Origin of the sequence: Picosynechococcus sp. NKBG042902 (genome assembly GCF_963864045.1) — a bacterium.
In the GTDB taxonomy this organism is placed as follows: Bacteria; Cyanobacteriota; Cyanobacteriia; order Cyanobacteriales; family MRBY01; genus MRBY01.
Map to the genome: position 1 here is coordinate 26,992 of NZ_CAWLTV010000061.1, position 23,640 is coordinate 50,631.

Annotated in this window: 21 protein-coding genes and 1 pseudogene; 10 read left to right on the top strand and 12 right to left on the bottom strand. The window is 50.7% G+C overall.

Translation table 11 applies throughout. The features are described from left to right. Positions 1 to 130 precede the first annotated feature (130 nt). Both AACR41_RS04335 and AACR41_RS04340 read right to left on the bottom strand, forming a co-directional pair. Positions 131 to 4,414, bottom strand: coding sequence for a PAS domain S-box protein (locus tag AACR41_RS04335; RefSeq protein WP_052349695.1), 4,284 nt, complete (start codon positions 4,412 to 4,414; stop codon positions 131 to 133). A 241-nt stretch (positions 4,415 to 4,655) separates the two neighbouring features. Further along, a complete protein-coding gene (locus AACR41_RS04340; RefSeq protein ID WP_052349696.1) occupies positions 4,656 to 5,324 on the bottom strand; it encodes a hypothetical protein in 669 nt (222 codons plus the stop codon). Between the two features lie 388 nt (positions 5,325 to 5,712). On the opposite strand from AACR41_RS04340, the gene AACR41_RS04345 reads away from it, so the two are divergent. From AACR41_RS04345 to AACR41_RS04365, 5 genes and pseudogenes are all read left to right on the top strand, one after another. Then, complete coding sequence (locus AACR41_RS04345; RefSeq protein ID WP_030007623.1) at positions 5,713 to 6,327, top strand: class I SAM-dependent methyltransferase; 615 nt, start codon at positions 5,713 to 5,715, stop codon at positions 6,325 to 6,327. Positions 6,328 to 6,404: 77 nt separating this feature from the next. After that, on the top strand, positions 6,405 to 7,376 hold the full coding sequence (locus AACR41_RS04350; RefSeq protein ID WP_052349697.1) for a metal ABC transporter solute-binding protein, Zn/Mn family: 972 nt from the start codon (positions 6,405 to 6,407) through the stop codon (positions 7,374 to 7,376). A 7-nt stretch (positions 7,377 to 7,383) separates the two neighbouring features. Further along, positions 7,384 to 8,187: a metal ABC transporter ATP-binding protein gene (locus tag AACR41_RS04355; RefSeq protein WP_045442249.1), complete on the top strand. Its 804-nt coding sequence runs from the start codon at positions 7,384 to 7,386 to the stop codon at positions 8,185 to 8,187. Further along, positions 8,180 to 9,006, top strand: a pseudogene (locus AACR41_RS04360) (metal ABC transporter permease). The gene AACR41_RS04355 and the pseudogene AACR41_RS04360 overlap by 8 nt, the downstream one beginning before the upstream one ends. Next, a complete protein-coding gene (locus tag AACR41_RS04365; RefSeq protein ID WP_012308094.1) occupies positions 9,006 to 9,428 on the top strand; it encodes a Fur family transcriptional regulator in 423 nt (140 codons plus the stop codon). The pseudogene AACR41_RS04360 and the gene AACR41_RS04365 overlap by 1 nt, the downstream one beginning before the upstream one ends. On the opposite strand, the gene AACR41_RS04370 is transcribed toward AACR41_RS04365, so the two are convergent. Then, entirely contained in the window at positions 9,392 to 9,904 is a 513-nt protein-coding gene (locus AACR41_RS04370; RefSeq protein WP_030007626.1) for a gamma carbonic anhydrase family protein, read from the bottom strand. The two genes, AACR41_RS04365 and AACR41_RS04370, sit on opposite strands and share 37 nt — an antisense overlap. A 65-nt stretch (positions 9,905 to 9,969) precedes the next feature. On the opposite strand from AACR41_RS04370, the gene AACR41_RS04375 reads away from it, so the two are divergent. Then, on the top strand, positions 9,970 to 10,395 hold the full coding sequence (locus AACR41_RS04375; RefSeq protein ID WP_030007627.1) for a secondary thiamine-phosphate synthase enzyme YjbQ: 426 nt from the start codon (positions 9,970 to 9,972) through the stop codon (positions 10,393 to 10,395). On the opposite strand, the gene AACR41_RS04380 is transcribed toward AACR41_RS04375, so the two are convergent. Next, positions 10,380 to 10,922: a pyridoxamine 5'-phosphate oxidase family protein gene (locus tag AACR41_RS04380; protein ID WP_030007628.1), complete on the bottom strand. Its 543-nt coding sequence runs from the start codon at positions 10,920 to 10,922 to the stop codon at positions 10,380 to 10,382. The two genes, AACR41_RS04375 and AACR41_RS04380, sit on opposite strands and share 16 nt — an antisense overlap. After that, positions 10,923 to 12,215 carry an insulinase family protein gene (locus AACR41_RS04385; protein ID WP_083500718.1) on the bottom strand — a complete coding sequence of 431 codons (1,293 nt, stop codon included), beginning with the start codon at positions 12,213 to 12,215 and terminating at the stop codon, positions 10,923 to 10,925. Positions 12,216 to 12,419: 204 nt separating this feature from the next. Here AACR41_RS04385 and AACR41_RS04390 point away from each other — a divergent pair, with 204 nt between their 5' ends. Then, complete coding sequence (locus AACR41_RS04390) at positions 12,420 to 12,749, top strand: Mo-dependent nitrogenase C-terminal domain-containing protein (RefSeq protein WP_030007630.1); 330 nt, start codon at positions 12,420 to 12,422, stop codon at positions 12,747 to 12,749. Positions 12,750 to 12,962: 213 nt separating this feature from the next. Then, entirely contained in the window at positions 12,963 to 13,481 is a 519-nt protein-coding gene (locus tag AACR41_RS04395; RefSeq protein ID WP_045442251.1) for a phosphate-starvation-inducible PsiE family protein, read from the top strand. 27 nt (positions 13,482 to 13,508) lie between these two features. Here AACR41_RS04395 and yqeK read toward each other — a convergent pair whose 3' ends face one another. Continuing rightward, positions 13,509 to 14,108, bottom strand: coding sequence for a bis(5'-nucleosyl)-tetraphosphatase (symmetrical) YqeK (yqeK, locus tag AACR41_RS04400; protein WP_030007631.1), 600 nt, complete (start codon positions 14,106 to 14,108; stop codon positions 13,509 to 13,511). Positions 14,109 to 14,195: 87 nt separating this feature from the next. Here yqeK and AACR41_RS04405 point away from each other — a divergent pair, with 87 nt between their 5' ends. Then, complete coding sequence (locus AACR41_RS04405) at positions 14,196 to 15,899, top strand: transglutaminase domain-containing protein (protein WP_216627655.1); 1,704 nt, start codon at positions 14,196 to 14,198, stop codon at positions 15,897 to 15,899. 23 nt (positions 15,900 to 15,922) lie between these two features. Here AACR41_RS04405 and alr read toward each other — a convergent pair whose 3' ends face one another. Further along, a complete protein-coding gene (gene alr / locus AACR41_RS04410; protein ID WP_045442261.1) occupies positions 15,923 to 17,107 on the bottom strand; it encodes an alanine racemase in 1,185 nt (394 codons plus the stop codon). Positions 17,108 to 17,294: 187 nt separating this feature from the next. After that, complete coding sequence (gene carB, locus AACR41_RS04415; protein WP_030007634.1) at positions 17,295 to 20,543, bottom strand: carbamoyl-phosphate synthase large subunit; 3,249 nt, start codon at positions 20,541 to 20,543, stop codon at positions 17,295 to 17,297. Positions 20,544 to 20,798: 255 nt separating this feature from the next. Between carB and argH the strand changes: the two genes are divergently transcribed. Beyond that, positions 20,799 to 22,190, top strand: a complete 1,392-nt coding sequence (gene argH, locus AACR41_RS04420) for an argininosuccinate lyase (protein ID WP_030007635.1) — start codon at positions 20,799 to 20,801, stop codon at positions 22,188 to 22,190. Between the two features lie 88 nt (positions 22,191 to 22,278). Here argH and AACR41_RS04425 read toward each other — a convergent pair whose 3' ends face one another. The 4 genes from AACR41_RS04425 to AACR41_RS04440 all read right to left on the bottom strand — a co-directional run bounded on the left by AACR41_RS04425 (position 22,279) and on the right by AACR41_RS04440 (position 23,627). Then, the gene (locus AACR41_RS04425) at positions 22,279 to 22,662 is read right to left on the bottom strand and encodes a type II toxin-antitoxin system death-on-curing family toxin (RefSeq protein WP_045442264.1); all 384 of its coding nucleotides are present in this window, start codon (positions 22,660 to 22,662) and stop codon (positions 22,279 to 22,281) included. Next, entirely contained in the window at positions 22,662 to 22,859 is a 198-nt protein-coding gene (locus tag AACR41_RS04430) for a hypothetical protein (RefSeq protein WP_030007637.1), read from the bottom strand. The genes AACR41_RS04425 and AACR41_RS04430 overlap by 1 nt, the downstream gene beginning before the upstream one ends. A gap of 112 nt (positions 22,860 to 22,971) precedes the next feature. Continuing rightward, positions 22,972 to 23,400: a type II toxin-antitoxin system VapC family toxin gene (locus tag AACR41_RS04435; RefSeq protein ID WP_030007638.1), complete on the bottom strand. Its 429-nt coding sequence runs from the start codon at positions 23,398 to 23,400 to the stop codon at positions 22,972 to 22,974. After that, a complete protein-coding gene (locus tag AACR41_RS04440; RefSeq protein WP_030007639.1) occupies positions 23,397 to 23,627 on the bottom strand; it encodes a hypothetical protein in 231 nt (76 codons plus the stop codon). Before AACR41_RS04440 ends, AACR41_RS04435 begins: the two co-directional genes overlap by 4 nt. Between the last annotated feature and the right edge of the window lie 13 nt (positions 23,628 to 23,640).

Consider the following 23,640-nt stretch of genomic DNA (forward strand, 5'->3'; position numbering starts at 1 on the left):
GTAACTTCTGCTGCTCAATCTTACTTGATCCGTTCCCTTCTCTACCGCTCCCAGGGGCGATCGCCGTTAATTTTTCTTGACCTAAGCATTCTATTCTCCTACTTGCAACCGGATCGATTGGGAAACTTGCTCAGTTTCTGGCTGTTTCAGGGCTGTCCTCGGCGAGGGGAATAGTTACCGTAAACTGACTGCCTTTGCTGAGTTGGCTCGTGAGTTCAATCTGGCCGCCGTGGAGTTGCACATATTCTTTCACGATATTGAGGCCGAGACCTGTGCCGGGGATATTTTGGGTATTACTGGCCCGGTAGAAAGATTCAAAAATGTGGGGTTGGTCTTCTGGGGGAATGCCGACCCCTTGGTCAATGATAGTTAAGGTCAACGCTTCGGCACTGCTGCCTAACTGGACGGTCACCGTGGTGCCGGGGGCTGAATATTTACAGGCATTACCGAGGAGATTATTCAGGATGTGTTGCAACAAATTGGGGTCGAGGGCCAGGGGAGCGGCGATCGCCCCGGTGGTCTCAAGGTTGAAATGATGCTGCTTCCCAAGGCCAATTTTGAGTTCGGCGATGAGATCTTGGCAGAGGGTCACAATATCCACCGCTTGGCGTTGGCAACCCAGTTTTCCGGCTTCGAGGCGACTCATGGTCAGTAGATCGTCGATCAGTTGTCGCAGTCGGATCACGCTATCTTCAATGTTGTTGAGATATTGCGATCGCCGCGCTTCGGGGAGATGGTCGTGGTAAGCACTGAGGATTTGGGCCGCGCCGAGGATCACCGTTAGGGGCGTGCGGAACTCGTGGGAAGCGGTATCAATGAAGCGGGTTTTCAGGTGATTGAGTTCCCGTTCCTGGGTGAGGGCTTTTTCGAGCTCCCGTTTGGCCCGGCGCTGTTGGGTAATTTCTGAGGCCACGCCCAACACTTGATATTGGGGGCGATCGCCAGGGAGTTGGAGGGGCAGTTTCACCGTCCGAAAATAACGGGTTGCCCCCAGGAAATCCGTCGCCTTCGCCTCGTCAATGACCACGATTTTTTGTTCCCGGAGCACCTGCTGATCGGCCTGAATAAAACAGTCCGCTTCCTCAGAGTCGGGATGTAGATCACATTCTCGTTTCCCGACTAATTCATTGACCGTGGTGCCATAGAAATTCGCCATCGCCTGATTCACCAACAAGAAGCGGCCATCTTTATCTTTGACAAAAATTAAGTTGGGATTGTTATCGATGACCAGACGCAAAAAGGTTTGGCTCTGTTGTAGATCCCGTTCAGCCCGTTTGCGCTCCGTGAGGTCTTGGGTATGTACCATCACCAGATCCGGCTGGATATAAATATAAGTGGCCAGAAAATAGCGTTGAAATGCCTCAGGGTCATCGGGGGAGGGAATTTGCAGCGCCTCTTCAAAGGTCGTTTTAAAGTCGAAACAGCGGCGAATATTCTGGTGGATCGCGTGGTCCGTACCGTAAATAGCATGGCTGGGGCAATGGAGAAAATCCTGGAGGGAGCCATCGTTGGCGATCTCGGCGGCACTGTTGTAGTCAATGAGGTAAAAGTTTCCCTGACGGTGCTGCCAGGTATAGGTGGGAATGGGAAAGTTGCGATATTGGGAACGGAGGAGGGCTTCGGTCTCACGGATTTTGAGGGCGGCGCGATTCCGGGCGGTGATGTCTCGACAGACGCAGATATAGTCACCGTCACTGGTGATGGTCAGGGAAATTTCTTGGGTGAAAGTCTGACCATTTTGGCGTTGGGCGATCGCCTCTCCTTGCCAAGATTTGTGGCGATTGAGGTGGGGGAGAATGTCTTTTTCTAAGCGTTTTTGCTCACTGGGGGCAAACAGCACTTCTTTCCAGGAATGCCCTGTCAAACTTAAGCGGTGGGGATAGTCAAACAGTTCTAAAAAAGCGGGATTGACTGAGATGAATTCTTCCCGCTGCAAAATGGCGATCGCATCCACCGCCGCATCCACCGCCGCCAACTGACGCCGCAGATTTTGTTCGATATTTTCGAGCACACGGGTGCGCTGTTCCACCCGGAACTCTAGCTCTTGGTTGAGGGTTTTGAGGGTGGTTTCAAAGGCTTGGCGATCGCTCATATCCATCCCCGTGGCGATCACATAATGGACGTTCCCTTGTTTATCCAAAAGAACGCCATGGGACCAACGCAGGTGGTGAACTTTCCCCGATTTAGCGCGCCAATCTACCTCGTAGGTACGGGGCTTTTTTTGTTGGAGGAGGCGTTGAAATTCCTGGACAATCTCCGGGACATCATAACGATCCCATAACAACAAATCCCAGAGGTACTGGTGGGCCACCTCAGTAAATTGATAGCCCGTAAGTTGCTCACAGGCCGGGTTAAACCGGATAATGCGCCCCTCCCGGTTCAGCACCATGAATAGGGCCGGGGTGAGGTCAAATAGGGTTTCGAGGAAATCCTGTTCCTGGCGGAGTTCCATCTCAGTCAGTTTCCGTTGCTGAATTTCGGTGTTGAGGGTTGCATTGAGGGCTTTGAGCTCCCTGGTGCGCTCTTGGATGATGGTAGTGAGGTTTTCTTGATCGGTGATCAGCTTTTGTTGGGAGAGTTTGAAGGGGGTGACATCGTGGGCGGCCCAGACCACTTGCTGCTGGTTAATGGCGACGATTTTGGCGACAAACCATACGGGGGCGAGGTGGGGATCTGGCTGCAGGGAATATTCATACTTCACGCTTTCCCCTGACAAGGGTTCATGGTCTGGGGTGGTGCCTTTGGCGATCGCCTGGTGAAGGTATGGCGTGAGGCGGCTTTGGTGCGCTTGTAAAAACTGGTAAGTCTCCTGGCAGAGATCTAGGGGGCCACAGCAATGGTTATTCTGGGGAGCGGTCACCTGCTTGATTTTCCAAGTTTGGGGATTGATCACAAAGACAATGTCGGTGATCGCTTCAAACAGGGCTTTCATCTGGCCATCGGTCAGCTTCAGTTGTTGGGCGATCGCCTGTTTAGCAGTCTTTTCTTCCTTTAGTTGTTGATTTAAATTTTGCAGTCGTTGATCCTGCTGCTGGAGAGAACGTTTGGCTCCTGCTGTTTCGAGGACATAGCGCACCGAACGCATCAAAATTTCCCGCTCCGTTTGGGATTCCCCCGCGCACAGACTCCGCAGGAGGTAATCTTGGGCACCCAGCTCGATGCATTGGTGGGCCAGTTGGATATCTTCTTGGCGATCATCGGTGAGTAACAAAATAGGTCGTTGGGCGGCGCTGTTTTGTAAGCGCATAAAGGCTTCTAATTTGCCAGAAGAAACGATGTTGACATCGAAAATAATCAGGTCGTAGGTGTCCGTTTTTAATTGGGCGATCGCCTGGGGCAGACTGTCTACCTGGGTCACTTGAAAGGTCAGGGTGCTGCCCAGGGGGGGATGCAACAGATGCTGGAGGATCACCGACTCGGTGGCAAGGCCTTCGATCAAGAGCACCCGTTGGGGCAATTCTTTTGGGTGGGGTTCTGGGCCAGAAACTTGGGCGATCGCCCTCTGGGGACGCCGGGCCACTTGGTCTAAGCGTTGTTGGAGGCTGTGGGTTTGCCAATGGAGGGCAACGGGATCTAAGACCTGCAAAATTTCTCGCCAAGAAACCTTCCCCAGCAATTGTTCTTCTTCGTCAACCACAGCGGCCCAACTGCCGTTGGTTTCGACTAAATGGGCCGCCACTGACCAGAGAGAGTCCGTGGGTTTGACCCGCTGAAAATCATGGCTCCCCTCCGTGGCGATCGCCGTTGTGAGACCTTCTTTCCCCTTACCATAGCCCCGCAAAACATCCCATAGGGTCACTGCCCACAAGCCATTGGATGAGGGAGCAGTCATGGCACTGGCTTTTTCCATAACCATCAGGAGGGACTGTTGCTTCTGGTGTAAACGATGGGCCGCCATCAACAGGGTGCTATGGGAAGGCATCAAGGACAAATCCGTCACCATCACATCCTGGACTTGTCGCATTTGCAGGAGAGGCTCCGACCACAGGAGGCGCTGGAAGGAAAGACGTTCCACAAAACCAAGCCAAAATCCGTTCTCTCCCTGCACCGGCAGGAGATCCCGCTGCTCCTGGTGCATACGGTTGAGGCCCACCCAGGGATGCTCTAGATCTGCCAGGGCGATCGCCTTAGGGGGAGCCGTCATCACATCCCGTGCCAGGGTCTGCTTTAAATCAACATCTTCCGTAATCAGCTTCAAAACCGTTTGGGGCGAAACCAAACCCTGCAATTGATCTGCCTGCACAATCGGCACACAGGGGGCCACCATCTGCAACCCGACGCACTGGGGCACTGTCCACGGTCGAAATCCCGCCAACACATCGGCGATCGCCGCCGTCGGCGGAAAAGTTGGCATTCGACTCGGATCAATAATCTGGGCCTTGAGGGCAGCAAAGTTCACTGGAATATTGACCATGCGTTGCAGCTCGTAATTTCTGGGCTAGGGTTGGATGACAAACAAGAACTTTGACGATTTACACCAAATCAGACCGCACTGTATCTATCCCACTAAACTCAACCCTCTGTTGCCAGAAAAATTAACTTAATCGTAACCTTTGCTAACAGTTTTACTCCCACAACCATTACGGAATTTAGCAATCTCCCACCGTGGTCTGATTTTGATGCTGGCGTAGGGGGCATTGGCTGAGACGACTGTGTCAAAGCTGTTTGGGGTCAAAGTCTTCGGCATTCATCAAATCAAAACTGGTCGCAAAGGCTTCCTCCGGATTAAAGGCGGGCTTTTTCGGTGGGTTGAGTTGGGGGTTTGTTTTTTTCGCTGCCTGGCGGTTCAAAAGTTTTTTGGAAGGCTTGGGGGGAGCCTGTTTCGGTGGTTTTTGGGGCAGGGTTTCTTTTGATGTCGCTGTGTTCCGTGGCGGCGTAGGCTTTTTTGTAGGACGAGAGGTCAAGGAAGTCCGAGCGAAGGGGGTTTTGTTGGTGGCGTGCAACTGATCCGGGAACAAATGTTCAATAAAAAAATGAATCGTATGTTGATTGACATAGCCCTTTAATACCGCAATTTCCCCGAAGCGCAGAGAGCGTCCCCAGGCATCATGTTTTTGGGCAGCTAGAATATCCTCTAGCTGTTCTTCGTCAATGAGGTGGGCTTCCAGGAGATATTGACCAATATTTTTCCGTTCGGGCTGTGTGTGACGCATTTCCCAAAGTAGTTCAAAAAAATCAATGGTTTCTTCGACTGCCCAACCCCGGAGCGCAAGAATTTCACCGAGGGACATTTCTGGATGCAACTCTCGGTCATATCGCACCACTTGGGCCTGGGTATCACTTAAAAGCCCCGCCTGAATTAGGGTTTGAATGAGAGTTTCCATAAATACCGGGTTTAGATGCAGTGGTCAGGAGCCTAGGTTAAGGCTCACTTTAAGAAATCGATGGGGAATAGGTAATGCTGCTTTTGATTGCTTGGAGATGTCTACATTTTAAGACAGTGGAGTTTTAGAATTATAGAACTTAATTTACATTTTAAAAAATAGAGAGTTTAGCGGCCGATGACTCAAAAATCAGCCGTTTTCTCAGATGGTGACCATGAAAATGTTGGCGTTTAGGGTATGACTTTTCTCAATTTTTTAAAAGTCATATTGTTCATATTTTTAATCATGGCATCATCAAAAAAGAAAATATTTCTTAAGTAAAAATACTGATCATCACCCCACCTCACAATAAAATCATGGCGGTGTGGCCAAGGCTACGGAAAAAAATATGCATATTTACAACCGCTTTATTCTTCCCTCTTTGCTGGATTATGTGATGCATCGCCAGGCGATCGCCCAACAACGGCAAACATTACTCCAGGCGGCCCGGGGCAACGTCCTAGAAATTGGCTTTGGCACCGGGGCCAATCTTCCCCATTACCCAGGGGGAGTAGAAACTTTGCATGTCGTAGAGCCGGAAAGAATGCTACAACAACGGGTCGAGCAGCGGATTCGTCAATCGGGGTTACGGGTCGAGTGGCATGGCCTGCGGGGAGAAGCGCTCCCCTTTGAAGACCGCTATTTTGACACAGTAGTGAGCACTTTTACACTTTGTACGGTACGGGAACCCGCCCAAGTGCTCCGGGAAATTCGTCGTGTCCTGAAAAAAGATGGCTACTTTCTGACCCTAGAACATGGCTTGAGTCCAGACGGGGCGATCGCCCAATGGCAATATCAGCTAAATGGCGTAATGAACTGTTGCGGCGGCGGCTGTAATTTAAACCGACCGATGGGGGCGCTCCTCAAGGCGGCGGGCTTTCAGGTGGAGACCCTCAAAGAATTTTATTTACCGACCCTGCCCTCCATTGGTGGCTATCTCACCATGGCGAAACTTGCTCCTTAGGGCTTGGGGGTTTACGGGGCGATCGCCTTTCTTCTAGAATAAGAACGATTATCATTTCAAGCAAGCGAGAAACGAACGTGCGATCGCCAATAACTTTTTCCCTCGCGGCCCTAAGCTGTCTGGGGCTCCTCTTCGGTTGTGGTGCAGACCCCGCCACCCAGACGGAAACGCCCACTTCGAGTCCCGTAACCCCAGAGGCAACAACTCCCCAGCAGGAACCCCTGAAGATTACCGTTAGTGTTTTACCCCAGCAGTATTTCGTTGAAAAAATTGGTGGCGATCGCGTCCAGGTTTCGACCTTGGTTGGCCCTGGGATCGAGGCAGAAAATTACGAACCCAAACCCCAGCAGTTAAAGGATCTCAGTGAGGCCGACGCCTACATTGGCATTGGCATCTTTTTTGAAGAAGTGTGGGGCGATCGCCTCCGCTCCGCCAACCGAGAAATGACTTGGTTAGACACCGCTGAGGGCATTGAAAAATTACCCCTCGCCGATCACCACCACCATGGCGACGATGGTCACAGCCACAGCCATGACCACGAAGGCGAACTACTCGATCCCCACATTTGGCTCTCCCCCCAGCGGGTTAAACAGCAGGCCGAAAGTATTTATCAACTGCTCGTCCAACTCGACCCCGACGGCGAAACCATCTATGCTGATAATCTCAATCAATTTTTAGTGGAACTGGATCAACTTGACCAAACCATCCGCGAGCGGTTAGCGCCCCTAGAAAATCGCACCTTCTTGGTCTTTCATCCTGCCTGGGGCTATTTTGCAGCGGACTACGACCTAGAGCAAATTTCCATCGAAGTCGAAGGCCAGGAACCCAGTGCCGCAGAACTTGCCCAACTTGTCCAAACCGCGAAGGAAAAGCAAATCCGCACCATTTTCGTGCAATATCAATTTAATGTCCAAGCTGCCGAGGCGATCGCCCAGGAAATTAACGCCGAGGTAGTACCCCTCGATCCCCTCGCCCCCAACTGGTCAGAAAATATGTTGGCCATGACTGATGAATTTGTCCAAGCCAGTCGCCCCAATCCCACGGAGTAGTTCCCCCATGGAAACGGTCATTTCCCTCGAACGGGTCTGGGCGGGCTATCCGAAGACCCCTGTCCTCGAAGACATTAACCTACAGGTACAGGCCTTGGATTTTATTGGTCTGATTGGCCCCAATGGTGGCGGGAAAACCACCCTACTGAAAGTGCTGCTTGGTTTGGTGCAACCCCAACGGGGGACGGTCAAAATTTTAGGGCGTCCCGTCACCCAGGGCCGCCGCTACATCGGCTACGTGCCCCAGATCCTAGAACTTGACCGGGATTTCCCGATCCAAGTCCGGGATGTGGTAAACATGGGGCGTTTGGGTAAACGGAAATTATTCCACCGCTACAACCGCAAGGACCGGGAAATTGTCCAGCGTTCCCTCGTCCAAGTGGGCATGGCTGATAAAGGCGATCGCCCCATTGGAGAGTTGTCTGGGGGGGAAAGACAACGGGTTTACATTGCGCGGGCCTTGGCTTCAGAACCGAAAATTCTGCTCCTCGATGAACCCACCGCTAACGTTGATTCCCAGGTGCAGAATAGTATTTACGAATTGCTTAAAGAACTCAACCAATCCATAACGATCATGATGATCTCCCACGACCTTGGCGCGATTTCTACCTATGTCAAAACCGTGGGTTGTCTGAATCGCCGCTTGCATTATCATCATGATCGCCTGATCACCCCCACCATGATCGAGGAAACTTACCAATGCCCCGTGGATCTGATCGCCCACGGCATTCCCCACCGGGTTTTTCCGGATCACGGTGACGGTTCTTCCTCGCCAACCCACCACCATTCTTCATCCTGCGACCATGCTTGACGCCCTCCAGTTCGACTTTATGCAAAATGCCCTGATGGCGGGAATCCTCGTCAGCATCGCCTGTGGCATTATTGGGACTTTTGTCGTCGTCAACCGCATTGTTTTTATTAGTGGGGGCATTGCCCATGCCGCCTATGGGGGTATTGGTCTGGGCTATTTTTTTCAATTTAATCCCATCTGGGGGGCGATCGCCTTTGGCCTGATTTCTGCCCTGGGGATGGGCTGGGTTGAACAACAAACCAAACAACGGGGTGATACCTTGATCGGCGTAATGTGGGCGATTGGCATGGCGATCGGCATTATTTTGATCGACTTTACCGAGGGTTACAAAGCGGGTTTAGAGAGTTATTTATTTGGCAGTATCCTGGCGGTGCCCCGGTCAGATCTGTGGCTAATGTTTGGCGTTGACTGCGTGATTATTGCCCTGATTGCCTTACTTTACAAAGAACTCCTCGCCATTTCCTTTGACCCGGTGTTTGCCACGACCCGCAATTTGCCCGTGCGCAGTCTGTACCTCGTCCTTGTGGGTTTAATTGCCCTGACGGTGGTGATGGTGATGCAAATTGTCGGTTTGATTATGGTGATTGCCCTCTTAACGATTCCGGCGGCGATCGCCAGCCAATGGCAAAAAAAATCACGACGATGATGGGTTTAGCCAGTCTTTTAGGGATTAGCTTTACGACGACGGGCCTCTGGCTCTCGTATCGCTTTAATCTGACTTCGGGGGCAACGATTATCCTAGTTTCAGGGATTGCCTATCTCCTGAGCCTCGGACTCAAAGCCTACGGCGATCGCCAATCTACCCAACCAGAAGCCTAATGTCCAAGAAACTCACCAAAAACCAACGCACCATTCTCCAGCTCATCCAAGCCAAAGAAACCGAAACCAGCGCCCAAAATCTCCATTTCGAGATGCAGCAAACGGGCCTAAAAATCGGTTTGGCCACCGTTTATCGCGCCCTGAAATTACTGAAAGTCGAGGGCAAAATCCAAGAGCGGGTCACCCCAGAAGGAGAATCGTTCTATAGCAAAATTGGCATGACCGAACACCACCACCACCATTTAAACTGCGTCAACTGCGGCCAATCTTATCCCCTCGATAGTTGTCCCATTAGTCAAAAAATTACCGACTGGTGCCAAACCCAGAAGTTCAAGGTCTATTACCACACCCTCGAATTCTTTGGCCTCTGCGCCGACTGCCAGACTCAGGCCGATAATGCTGAATGTTTTAACGCCAACTGATAATAGGCTTTGGCATGGTCAATTAATTCCGCTGCTTGGATCTCCCCCACATCCTTGAGGCGTTTGGCAGGAATGCCCACCATTAGCGACCGCCCTGGAACGTCCTTTGTGACGACACAACCCGCGCCGATAATACTGCCCGCACCGACCCGTACTCCATCTAGAACAATCGCCCCAATACCAATCAAACAGCCCTTCTCAATGTGGGCACTGTGGATCACTGCTTTATGGCCGATGGTGACGTAATCTTCAAGCACCGTTTGTTTGCCCGGATCGCCATGGAGCACGGCCCCATCCTGGACATTACTAAAACGACCAATCTGAACCGCCTCCAGATCACCCCGCACCACCGCCCCGTACCAAACACTTGCTCCCTCTGCAAGGCTGACATTGCCGATTATGGTGGCATTGGGAGCCACAAAGGCCGCTTGGCTCAGATCAGGGGTGGCAAGGGAAATATTAGACCAGTTGGACATGGTGGCTGTTGGCTAATTTTTCCCTATTCTAAAATGAGTTAGCCCGCATTTTTTTACTGCCCCCTATGCTGCACCAACATCAACGCGCCTTACAAATCCAAACCCAAGGAAAATCTCTCCACAAAATTACGGCCAAAATCGAGTCTTATGTGGCCGAATCGGGCATTAGAGCAGGATTATGTGTTGTGTTTGTGCGCCATACTTCGGCTTCGTTAATCATTCAAGAGAATGCGGATCCGGATGTGCTGTTAGATTTAGAAAATTTCATGGCGAAATTGGTACCAGAAGATGGCCGTTCGTATATTCACAGCGCCGAAGGCCCCGATGATATGCCTGCCCATATTCGTTCAGTACTAACCAAGACCTCTGAACAAATTCCCATTGCCAATGGTCGCTTGGTGTTGGGAACGTGGCAGGGCATTTATCTCTGGGAACACCGCAGTTATCGCCATACCAGGGAAGTGGTGGTGCATATCTACGGGGAAAAATAATCCTTGAGGCCGTCGAGATCTAACTGGACTTTGGTGTCAATCAGTTGCCCTTGGGATAACAGGCGATCGCCACTGACCCAGACTTGTTGCGCGGTGAATTGGTACATCCGCCGGGGGGAAGCTCCGAGGTAATCTGCGGCTTGTCGGGGTGTGGGTCGTTTGGCCCGCTGATCGAATTGGCTTAAAACTTGTCGTAGGGGTTCTAATGCGGTTAATTCTGTGGCTGTTCCTGCGAAAAAGGCGGCTTTAATGCGACTGGCATCATAAACTGTGACCATCGCCCGGCCTTGGTTCTGGTAAAGATTTTGGGAATGTTGGGCGGCGATCGCCGATGACCAATAGAGGTTTAAGCCCTGATCCCAAACGAAAAGTAACGGGCTACTCCAGGGCCAACCAAGCGGCGAACAGGTGCTGAGGTTGCAGTAAATCTGCGTTTCGAGTAAATCTTTGACGAGGGCGATCGCCTCTGGGTCGGTGGCTTTGGTTGTGTCTATCCAGCTGTTTTCTGCCGTTGCAAATTGTGCCATTTAGGTGCCAGTTAAAGTGACGATACCGTAATGTTCCGGAGAAAGATATTGTCGCACTAAACGCTGGAGTGATTCAATCGTAAAGGTTTCGACCATCTGGGGATAGTGGTGGGCATAATCAAGGTTACCGAGGGTTTGGTAATAGCCGTAGAGCCCGGCCAACTGACTGGCGCTTTCCGTCGAAAAAATATGCTCATTACACAACATGCGTTTCGCCCGGCGTAGTTCAGCTTCCGTCACACATTGGGTCTGCAGATCAGCGAGGCGATCGCCAATCACTTGTTCCACATCGTCTAAATGTTCTGGATCGAGCCAGGCCTGAATCGTAAATAAACTAGAATCCCGTTGCAAAGAAAAACCACTGTTAATATCCAAGACCCACTGGCGTTTTTCCCGCAGCTCTTGCACCAGCCAAGCGGAAGTTGTCCCGGCCAGGATCACCGACAGTAAATCTAGACCGACTGCGTCATTAAATTGTTCGACCCCCGTCCCCAGCCAACCGAAGATTAAGCGCGCCATTTCCACATTGGGCACTTGAATTTCATTGCGACGAATCTCGATCAGAGGGGGTTCTGCCTCCACCTCAAAGGGGGGACATTCAGAGGGCACCTGAAAATCGCTAAAGTTGCTTTGAATGAGATCCAAGGCCTGGGCGACTTGAATATTACCAACCATGCTGATGATCAAGTTTTGGGGTTGATAATGGGTCCGGTGAAAACAGCGCATTTGGTTGGGGGTATAGCCACACAGTTGTTCGGCATTGCCCAAAATCGAGCGGCCATAGGGGTGATTTTCGTACAAAAGACGACTCAGGGCTTGGAAGGCGAGCCAGTCGGGATCATCTTGGCTGATGCTAATTTCTTCGAGTACCACCTGGCGTTCCCGGATAAATTCGGCGTCGGGAATGGTGGCATTGCGTAAAATATCGCTCAGATAGGGCAGGGTTTCTGGTAGGCGATCGCCTGTAGTGCTGAGGTAGAAATGGGCGTAATCGTAACTGGTGGCGGCATTACTCAGCCCACCGCAAGTTTCGACAATTTGATCAAACTCACCGGGACAGACTTGGTGCGATCCCTTAAAGATCATGTGCTCTAAAAAATGGGCCATTCCTTCCCATTCTGTCGGTTCGGCGATCGCCCCCGCTTTAACCCACACATCGGTGACCACCACAGGCGTCCCCGGCAAATACTGATGCACCACCTGAAGGCCATTGGGGAGCGTAAACAATTGCACCGGATCGGGTTGGAGAGAGTAGGGCAAGGGGATAACCGAAGCGAAACTTACCCCCATCATAACCGCTTCTTTTCTGGGGCTTAAAGGAACATGAACTTAGCTAAACAACAACTTTTTTTGCGACGCCCCGATACAGGCTTTAGTTAAGCAGACATTATTAAACATAAACAAGATTTATATGATTTTAGGGTTTATATTCTTTGGACTTATTACTAGACTGTAGAAGAACAAGGTTTTTCGCCTACTTCCCAAAAAATACTTGCCATGATTATTTTTTCCCGCCGACCCTCTCTCAAAAATCCCAATCAGCAACTGCGGTTTTTGCCCACGACGTCTTTCGATCTGCTCCAACCCCTCCGTCAATGGCTCAATGGCCTAGAAATTTGTGATCCAGATCGCGCCCGATTGATTTGTCAACTGGTGCCCGCCCAGTGCCCCTTTGCCCAAGAAATTTCCTTCGCTGGTCTGATTCACTTCAAAATTCCGCCACTGTGTAAGCTCAATCCCCTTTACGAAGAAGTCATCGACCTACGATTTAGAGCTCTTTGTTACCTCGCCGAAAAATGTCCGAGCGAAGTTTGTCGCTATTGCTAACGCTTTAGGTTGGCCAAATTGCCAATCTTGAAAGTCCAACTCTGGGTTTGCTCCTTAGGATGATGAACTGCCCCAGGATTTCTGAATAGTGAAGACGAGAAAAATCAATGGTCAAGTTGAAACCAATCAGAGCGTATTCCACTTCTTTTCGCTGCACAGCCCAAGCGACGCGGGTTCATCCAGCAACGTAGTTTTTAAATTAATTTAATGCCAATGAAAACGCCTCAAACTTTCTCCCTCCCTTGGTACCGCTGGCTCAATAGCCAATATGTTGTGCGGCTGTTAGAAACGGTTCAAGATTTGATTGTGATTGGCCTGTGTGTTGGGCTGTTTAGCTTTATGGTGTTGCAACTGCGGGAGATGGTGCTTTCGTTGTTGCCGCCCCTGCAATTTCAGACGGTTACTTCTGATATTCTCTTTCTACTCATCCTGGTAGAGTTGTTTCGCTTGCTGATTATCTACCTGCAAGAACACCGGGTTTCTATCGGTGTGGCGGTGGAAGTGTCGATTGTTTCTGTGCTCCGAGAAATTATTGTACGCGGTGTTTTAGAAACGCCTTGGACACAGGTTTTGGTCGCTTGTATTTTTCTGTTGGTTTTAGGGGCGCTGTTGGTGATTCGCGTTTGGTTGCCACCGACCTTTGACGGCATTGATCCGGAGCAAGTCGTCTCGCAGCGGCACCGTTCTCGGCGTCATCCCCAAGAAAAAGAGAATCACACGCTGATTTCCTAGGGAAGTATTTTATCGGCAGCACCGGGTTTAAGTAATAGATGACTCGGTGCGATCGCCTTTAATTTGTAGAGCCCAATTGCGGGTCAAGATCATCCGGGGATGGATGATTTTGTGCTGTTTAATGAGGTGTTTCAACATATAGTCACAGACTCCCGCCACCGCTCGATAAAGATTTTTTTCGCTCAATTGCCGCAGTTTTTGCAGTTTTTTACCATCACCTCGATTCGGTTCTAGGGCATCGGCCACAAAAATAATGCAACTTAATTGATCCATGCCAGGGTGGCCGAGGGTGTGGTTGGCGATCGCCTGTAAGATCTGCGCATCCTGAATCCCAAACTCCGTCCGCGCCACAATTGCACTCACATCTGCATGGAGGAGGTGGGGCACATGGGCACAAATCGAATCAATTTCTAAACCGTGCTGTCGGGCGATTTGCAGCAATTTGGGCGGCGGAAAAAACTTAGCGAGATCATGTAACAATCCCGCCTGGGCCGCTTGGTCTGGGTCTGTTCCGTGGCGTTGGGCCAAGGCTTGGGCCATTTGTTCGACTCCAAGGATATGCTCTAGGCGATCGCGCGAAACATTGTCTTGCAACCAACTGATCACCTGTCCTCGATCTAGTGTCATGCAGCCCAACTCCTCCGACGAAACATCAAGATCTTTGTACAAAACCCCCTAAATCTCTCTTACTAAAACGATAACGAAAGGAGTTTCATGGGTGATAATCCTAGTGAAGAATACAACCTACGACCGGAAATTGGGATTTTGAGTACTGCCACCCCGACAAACCACCGCACCATTCGCCCCATTTCAACCTATGCCCTCCACGGTGTGGCATTCCACGACGGCTATTTTTGGGCCATTGAAAATATTAATGGCTATCTGATGCGGATCGATCCCCAAACCGATGCAACACAAATTATCAATTCCCGCACTTGGTCGGCTTTTATTGGGGCGACGGGCCTCGCGATCCAAGACGAGATTCTTTGGTTTACCAGCGGCGATCGCCTCTACAAATGTGCCATGACCGACGACCAATGGAATCCCGAACTGTTTACCCGCTTTCCCGATACCGTCAATGGCGTCGCGATTTCTGGTAATAGCCTTTATATTTCCTGCCAAAAACGGGGTGAAATTTTTATCTACGATGCCACCAATGGCCGCTCCATCACTAGCCTTTATGCCCCCGGCATTGGCGTTGAAAACCTCGTGATTCGTGGCGAAGATCTCTGGGTTTCCGATAGCCTCGAACAAACCGTTTATTGCCTGGAACGAGCCACTGGCGAAGTAAAATTTAGTCTACTGACCCCCTTTGAATCCCCCACAGGTCTGACATTCTACCCGAATCCGGAAGGAGGCCCAGACATTCTCTATGTCGCCTATGCCTCCCAGGAACCCTACATTCGCGATAACCCCAACGCCGACCCCAACTACGAGCTCCAATACCGCGACGTTACCTTTCTACATCCCCTCTATTTCCGCTATGACCCAGAGGAAAAATATGCCCTCTCCAATGGCTTTCTCCTGGAGATGAGCTACGTCGAAGAATTATCGCCCCTCGATCCCGTTGAATTGCAGGATCTCGAATGGAAAATTGCTCTCCCTGCCGAGACCGATCGCCAGCAAGTGGTTAGCATCGAACCCGTCGGTCTCCCCTTCACCATTGAAGAAAAAGAAGGCCAAAAGATCGCCGTCTTTAAATTCGACCAACTCAATGACCGACATCGTCATATCTTTGGCTGGCGGGCCATCCTCCAAGTGTGGGGCATTAAATATCAATTTACGCCGCCGGACTGCGAAAACCTCGCACCGATTCCAGAAGCACTCCAAGCAAAATATTTGGTGGATAATGAAAATTTGGCTATGGAAACAGAGATTATCCAGCGGGCCGCAACCGATGCCGTGGGGAGCGAAACCAATCTGCTCCGCCAAATGTACAACATCCGCAACTACGTTTATGACCATCTCTCCTACGGCATTAAGCCCCACATCGACACCCCAGATATTGCCCTCCGGCGGGGGGTCGGCTCCTGCGGTGAATATTTAGGTGTCCTCTTGGCTTTGGCTCGGCTCAACGGCATCGCCAGCCGGACGGTGGGTCGCTACAAATGTCCAGCCCACGCCCACCTGAGAAATCTCCCCCTCCAACCCGATTACAACCATGTCTGGATGGAATTTTATTTGCCGGGTTATGGTTGGCTACCCATGGAATCGAATCCCGATGATCTGTGCGAGGGAGGGCCATACCCAGCCCGCTTTTTCATGGGACTGGCTTGGTACCACGCAGAAATGGCGAAGGGCGTCCCCTTTGAAAAACTGTACCGCCAGGGGGAAATTGTCCCGAAAGAGCAAGTTTCCCTAGGAGATCTGGCCCTGAACCATGTGCGGTTTACGATCCTTGAGGAATTACAACCTTAATAGTTAGAAAGCGTGTGCAAATCTCAGAGGTTAATCCGGGGCAGGCGATGCTTGAAACCGCAGAGAATTTCCCAAGAAATTGTCCCCAATTGATTGGCCCATTGGTCAACGGTTAGCTGCTGGTCATGATCTGTACCAATGAGCGTCACCACATCACCGACTTGGACGTCCGGAAGATGACTAACGTCGAGCATTAGTTGATCCATCGTAATCGCCCCAATTTGGGGGGCAAAGGCACCATTAACCAAGACTTTTAAGTTATTGGAGAGGCGACGGGGCACACCATCGGCGTAACCAATGCCCACCACGGCTGTTTTTGTGTCTGTGGCGGTAATAAAGCGGTGGCCGTAGCTGACGCCAGTATCGGGGGGCAACGTTTTAAGCTGGGTGATGCGAGCTTTGACCTGGAGCACGGGTTTGAGGCGGACTTTGGGGCTGAGGTGGGGCGCTGGATAGACACCGTAAATAGAAAGGCCCAAACGCACCAGATCATAGTGGAGATTGCGGCTGTGGAGGGTGGCAGCGGAATTACTGATATGTCGTTTTGGGATCGGTATTCCCTGTTGTTCAAGCTTGGCGATCGCCGATTGGAAGCGTTGGTGTTGCTGATCCATCGTCGTGGGGTCTGGGTCGTCAGCGGTAGCAAAGTGGGAGTAGATGCTGGCGATGTTGAGGTGCGGAGCTTGGTGAACCGCTGCAACGAAGGGTAGTGCTTCCTCCCAGCGGGTGCCGAGACGGGACATTCCGGTGTCGATTTTGAGGTGTACAGGGAGCGTTTTCCCTAATCGGGCGAGGGTTTCATCAAAAATAGCCACCTGGGACAGGTTACAAAGGGTCGGTTGCAAATCCCAATGGGCGATCGCCTCAATTTCTTCGGTGGTATTGGTCGCCCCCAAAACGAGGATCGGCGCAGTAATCCCGGCTTCGCGTAGTTCGACCCCTTCTCCTAAGGTGGCGATCGCCAACCAACTGGCCCCCGCCTTGAGTACCGTTTCAGCGACCTTGACCGCACCATGGCCGTAGGCATCGGCTTTTACCACCGCCATCAATGCCGTTTGGGGCGCGAGAATGTCCTTGAGGGCACGGATATTAGCCGCCAGCGCTTGATGGTCAATTTCTACCCAGGCCCGTTGGCGAATCGCTTTAGAAAACTGATAATGACGGCACGCTTGGGACACGATATAGGATAGCTGTTCTCCATCTAACACAGGCGATCGCTCCAATTTTGATAAGAATTTTTTGCTTATTTTATCGAGTGTAGAGTCTAGGCTCGTATTTTGGGGCCACAAAAGCAGCAATTACGCTCCATGGAAACAGGCTGATTCCTCCAAACAGAAGGACAAAAAATCGCCCCTTGAATAAACGAGAGGCGATCGCAATTCAGAACTAGAAAAATTAAGCGTTGATGTATTCCTGGAGCGGTTTCACATCGAGGGGATGCTCTTGGAGAGACCGAATTGCTGCCACCGTTGCTCTAGCTCCTGCCAAAGTCGTGATAATCGGCAATTTGTAATCGAGGGCTGTGCGACGAATCATCCGCCCATCCGCTTGGGATTCTTCCCCAGAGGGGGTATTGATAATGAACTGAATCCAGCCATTTTTCATCCAATCGACCACATGGGGCCGCCCTTCATGGAGCTTTAATACCAATTCCACATCTTCAATACCGTTCTCTAGGAGCACTTGACGGGTACCAGAAGTGGCCACAATCCGGAATCCCAATTCCATGAGATCTTTAACCACAGGCACGGCGGCTTCTTTATTGCGATCATTCATCGAGACAAAGACCGTTCCTTCTGTTGCCAGTTCCACCCCAGCACCAATCTCCGCTTTAGCAAAAGCCTTACCGAAATCAACATCGATGCCCATCACTTCCCCAGTCGAGCGCATTTCGGGGCCGAGGAGAGTGTCGGTTCCTTCAAATTTGTTAAAGGGTAAGACGGCTTCTTTAACGGCGACGTGTTTCGGGGTAATTTCACCGTCAATGCCTAATTCATCAAGGGTTTTACCAGACATCACCAAGGACGCGATTTTCGCTAGGGGCCGTCCAGTCGCTTTAGAAACATAAGGCACAGTACGGGAGGCGCGGGGATTCGCTTCGAGGATATAGACTTGGTTATCCTTGACGGCGTACTGAATATTCATCAAGCCGACCACTTTCAGGGTTTGGGCTAATTTCACCGTCCACTCGCGGATCGTATTGATCACCTCATCGGGCAGGGAAGTGTGGGGGATTGAGCAAGCAGAGTCGCCGGAGTGGATCCCAGCTTCTTCGATGTGTTCCATAATGCCGCCGATGACGACTTTTCCGGTGTGGTCACAGAGGGCATCCACATCGACTTCGATGGCGTTTTCGAGGAATTTATCGACGAGGATCGGGTGATCGGGTTCGACCTGAACGGCGTATTTCATGTAGTGGTCGAGTTCTTCGTCGGAATAGACAATCTCCATTGCCCGTCCGCCAAGCACGTAGGAGGGACGCACGACTACCGGATAACCGACGCGATTGGCAATCTTTTGGGCTTCTTTGTAGTCGCGGGCAATGCCGTTGGCGGGTTGGAGAATTTCAAGGTCGTGGAGGATTTTTTCAAAGCGCTCCCGGTCTTCGGCGGTGTCGATCGCATCGGGCTGGGTTCCCCAGATTTTGGTATCGACGGGACAGTCGCCTGCGTTGAGGTAATTGTCGAGGGGGACGGCTAATTTTAACGGGGTTTGGCCGCCGAATTGGATGATCACGCCTGCGGGGTTTTCGGCTTCGATAATGTTTAAAACGTCCTCTTTGGTGAGGGGTTCAAAATACAGGCGATCGCTGGTGTCGTAGTCGGTGGAAACGGTTTCGGGGTTGGAGTTGACCATGATCGTTTCGTAGCCCGCATCACTGAGGGAAAAGGCGGCATGGCAACAGCAATAGTCAAATTCGATCCCCTGGCCAATGCGGTTCGGGCCACCGCCGAGGATCATCGCTTTGGGTTTGTCGGAAGGGACAACCTCTGATTCGGTGCCGTCGTAGGTGGAGTAGTAGTAGGGGGTAAAGGCTTCAAATTCTGCCGCACAGGTGTCCACGAGTTTATACACGGGCAAGACACCGATAGACTTCCGGTAGGCGCGCACCGCATCTTCGTTGGTTTTGGTGGCGTAGGCAATTTGGCGATCGCTGAACCCTTGTTGCTTAATCACCCGCATATCCGCTGCCGAAATTTCCGTCAGGGGCGTTTGCTTCATAAAACGTTCCGTGACCAGCAATTCTGCCATTTTGTCCAGGAACCAGATATCAATCGCCGTCAAATCATGAATTTCTTCGACGGTCATCCCCAATTTCAACGCCTGATAAATGGTAAAAATCCGGTCGGGGTTCGGGGTTCTTAAACTTGTCGAAATATGGCTCAGACTAGGTAATGTTTCCTGGCGATCGCAGCCAAACCCATAACGCCCCGTTTCAAGGGAGCGTAACGCCTTTTGGAAAGACTCCTGGAAAGTGCGCCCGATCGCCATCGCTTCGCCCACGGATTTCATTTGGGTGGTGAGAATCGGTTCTGAACCGGGGAATTTTTCAAAGGCAAAGCGGGGAATCTTCGTGACCACATAGTCAATGGTCGGCTCAAAGGAAGCGGGAGTTTGCTTCGTGATGTCGTTCGGAATTTCGTCGAGGGTGTAGCCTACCGCCAGTTTTGCTGCAAATTTGGCGATCGGGAAGCCCGTTGCCTTCGAAGCCAGGGCAGAAGAACGGGACACGCGGGGGTTCATCTCGATGACAATCACTTCGCCGTTGAGGGGGTTCACCGAAAACTGAATGTTGGAGCCCCCCGTTTCGACACCAATTTCACGAATAATTTTCAGGGAATAATCCCGCAACCGCTGATATTCCTTATCGGTCAAAGTTTGGGCTGGGGCTACCGTAATCGAATCCCCTGTATGTACCCCCATCGGGTCAATATTTTCAATGGAGCAAATAATCACCACGTTATCGGCGAGATCCCGCATCACCTCCAGTTCGTATTCTTTCCAACCGAGGAGGGATTTTTCCACGAGAATCTGGGATACAGGGGAGGCTTCTAAACCGGACTTGCAGATTTTTTCGTATTCTTCTTGGTTATAGGCGATGCCGCCGCCACTACCGCCCATGGTGAAGGCTGGCCGAATAATGAGGGGGTAACTACCAATTTCGATAGCGACTTCCCGTGCTTCTTCCATCGTGCTGGCAATGCCGGAAGGACAAACGGGGACACCGATCCGAGCCATGGCTTCTTTAAAGAGGTTGCGATCCTCGGCCATCTCAATCGCTTCTAATTTCGCACCGATCAGCTCGACGTTGAATTTTTCGAGGGTGCCGTTCTTCGCCAGGGAAACCGCTGTGTTTAAGGCCGTTTGGCCGCCCATGGTGGGGAGCAGGGCATCGGGCCGTTCTTTTTCGATGACTTTAGCGACAATTTCGGGGGTGATTGGCTCAACGTAGGTGCGGTCGGCGGTTTCTGGATCCGTCATAATCGTGGCTGGGTTGGAGTTGACCAGGACCACTTCATAGCCTTCCTCCCGCAACGCCTTACAGGATTGGGTGCCGGAGTAGTCAAACTCACAGGCTTGTCCAATCACAATAGGGCCAGAACCAAGGATTAGAATTTTTTTGATGTCGTCGCGGCGAGGCATAGGGCTACTACGTTCACTTTCGAAATTGTCTCAATCATTCTATCTGCTCTGATGCCGATTCTTAACGCGATCTGGGGCGGAACGGCAAGCCAAGTTAGATTTAGCTGACATCCGTAGTTTTGTGGCGATCGCCTTGGGGAAAATATCGTCAGTTCCTCACCGCTTTGGGGAAGATCGGCGTTTAGGGGAATGGCTTGATGCCGTAAGATTTACCGAGAGAATTGATTGTGATTTCCTGCGAGGGCTAGTGCCGTTATGACAGAAGCTAAAAAAACCTGGAGCGATCGCTTTGATACGTCTCTTCATCCGGCGATCGCCGTGTTTAATGCCAGTATCGGCTTTGATATTGAACTGATCGAATATGACATTACGGGTTCAGTGGCCCATGCCCAGATGCTCGCCCACACGGGGATTATTTCCGCCGAAGAAGGTGAAATCCTCGTCCAAGGTTTAGAACAAGTCCGCCAGGAATATCGCGAGGGCAACTTTCACCCCGGCGTCGAAGACGAAGATGTGCATTTTGCTGTCGAGAAAAGATTGACAGCAATCGTGGGGGATGTGGGCAAAAAACTCCACACCGGGCGATCGCGCAATGACCAGGTAGGCACTGATATTCGTCTCTATCTGCGGGACAAAATTCGCGGCATTCAACAACAATTGCGAGACTTTCAACAGGTTTTACTCACCCACGCCGAAAACCATGTGGAAACGCTAATTCCTGGTTATACCCACCTACAACGGGCGCAACCGATTAGTTTGGCACATCATCTGATGGCGTATTTCCAGATGGCCCAACGGGACTACGAACGGCTGGATGATGTCTATAAGCGCACTAATACTTCTCCCCTTGGTTGTGGCGCTTTGGCAGGGACAACATTTCCCATTGATCGCCATTTCAGCGCAAACCTTTTGGGCTTTGATCGCCTCTATCAAAACAGTCTCGATGGGGTCAGCGATCGCGATTTTGCGATTGAGTTTTCCGCCGCCGCTAGCTTGATCATGGTGCATCTGAGCCGTTTATCGGAGGAGATGATTTTTTGGGCCTCGAAGGAATTTAGTTTTATTACCCTAAGAGACAGTTGCGCGACGGGTTCGAGCATTATGCCCCAAAAGAAAAACCCGGATATTCCCGAACTGGTGCGCGGCAAAACGGGCCGCGTGTTCGGACATCTCCAAGGGCTACTCGTGCTGATGAAAGGTTTACCCCTCGCCTATAACAAGGATTTGCAAGACGATAAAGAGGGCCTTTTTGATACCGTTAAAACAGTGCAGGGTTGCCTCGAAGCGATGACCATTTTGCTCGGTGAAGGGATTGAATTCCGCACCCAACGCCTTGAAGAAGCAGTAAATGAAGACTTTTCTAACGCGACCGATGTGGCTGATTATTTAGCGAGTAAAGGGGTGCCGTTCCGAGAAGCCTATAACCTCGTGGGCAAAGTAGTGAAAACCAGTCTTGCCGCTGACAAATTGCTCAAGGATTTGACAATGGACGAATGGAAAGCATTACATCCTGCCTTTGAGGAAGATATTTATCAGGCGATCGCTCCTAAACAGGTGGTTGCTGCTCGTAATAGTTACGGGGGTACAGGGTTTGAACAGGTGAAATTGGCGATCGCCGAAGCCCAAAATCTTCTGACCAATTCCTAGCATTTCGCTGGAGGGGGTATCGAGAGGATACTCCCTTTGTAATGGATTTGTAATGGATAGTGGCGATCGTTATTGCACTAATGATTTGTTAGCGAGCTATAGTGTTTTCTCTCAACCATTCTACTAATGCTTCTCGTCCTAGCTCACCCGATGCGATCGCCAACACCACATATTCTTGTTCGTCCACAGAGGCGTTAATTTCCATACCATTCAGGACAAGAAAAGTTTCCATCACAGCATGACCTGTACGTTTGTTTCCATCGACGAATGGATGATTCATGATGATCGAAAATCCTAGTGCTGTGGCTTTTTCAAACAAACTTGAGTATAGATCTTCTCCACTAAACGTCATACGAGGTTGGGCGATCGCCGACGCCAACAAGCCTAAATCTCGAATGCCAAATGCCCCACCGGATTGCTCAATGACTCTGTGGTGTAATGCCAGTACCTCGATTAACGTCAGAAAACGCACTATGCTAACCGCTGATACAACTCAGTATTTTTTGTGAGAACATAATCGGCTGCATCAACAAACCCCGTTTTTTGAGAATTAAGCCAATCCTCTAGGCTTGCCTTCAGTAAAACTTCAATCTCAATCCCATGCATGGTTGCTAAATCTTGCAGCTTTTGGAATTGGGTATCTGAAAGGTCAAGGGTAATAGAAGCCACGGCGATCGTCCTCCTCATATTTTTGTGCTAAGTCTAGCATCGACTCCAAACATTTAAGGATATCGAGAGAGTATTCCCTTAGTGATGGATGGTGGCGATCGCCCCGACTAACCTAGCCACCATTTTGCTGCCTGACTTGCTGCAACAACTCTTGAATGGATAAAACGGGTATGGGTGAATTCAAAAAACCTTGAGAGTCACGGGTCACAATTGCTTCTAATCCTTGGTTGACGGCGCTAAAGATTTGAACAGCGTCTTCAAAATCAGCCAAGCCAGAATTAAAAGCTGATTCCAGAACGTTTCGATCAACTGGACAAATCATCATGGCAGTCAGTATTTCTGAGACTGCTTGCCGCGCTTGCTCAACATTACGAGTATGTCTGCGTGAGATATAAAAAATGTCTGTTAGTGTTGTTGCTGTGACATAGCCAACAATCTCACCTACATCAATTGCCTGAAACAGCAGTTCTGCATCCTGGAAAAATGGCTCTCGTTGCAGTAAAAAATCTAAAATAATATTGGTATCAACTAAGACTTTCACTGAAGATACTTCTCCGCCCGTCTCTCTTCCAGCATCACTGCCACTTCGTCATCTGTTGGCGCGGGTTGTTCTGTTTTTAACAATCCTTTCATTCGCCGAATTGCCCTAGAGCGGTCTGCTTGAACAGCGGTCGTATCTTGTAAGGACTCAACGATAGCGGCGATTAGCGCGAGGCGATCGCTAGGTGGCAACTTGAAGATTTGCGCTTTTAGTTCTTGTGACAACATAGATCACTCCCAG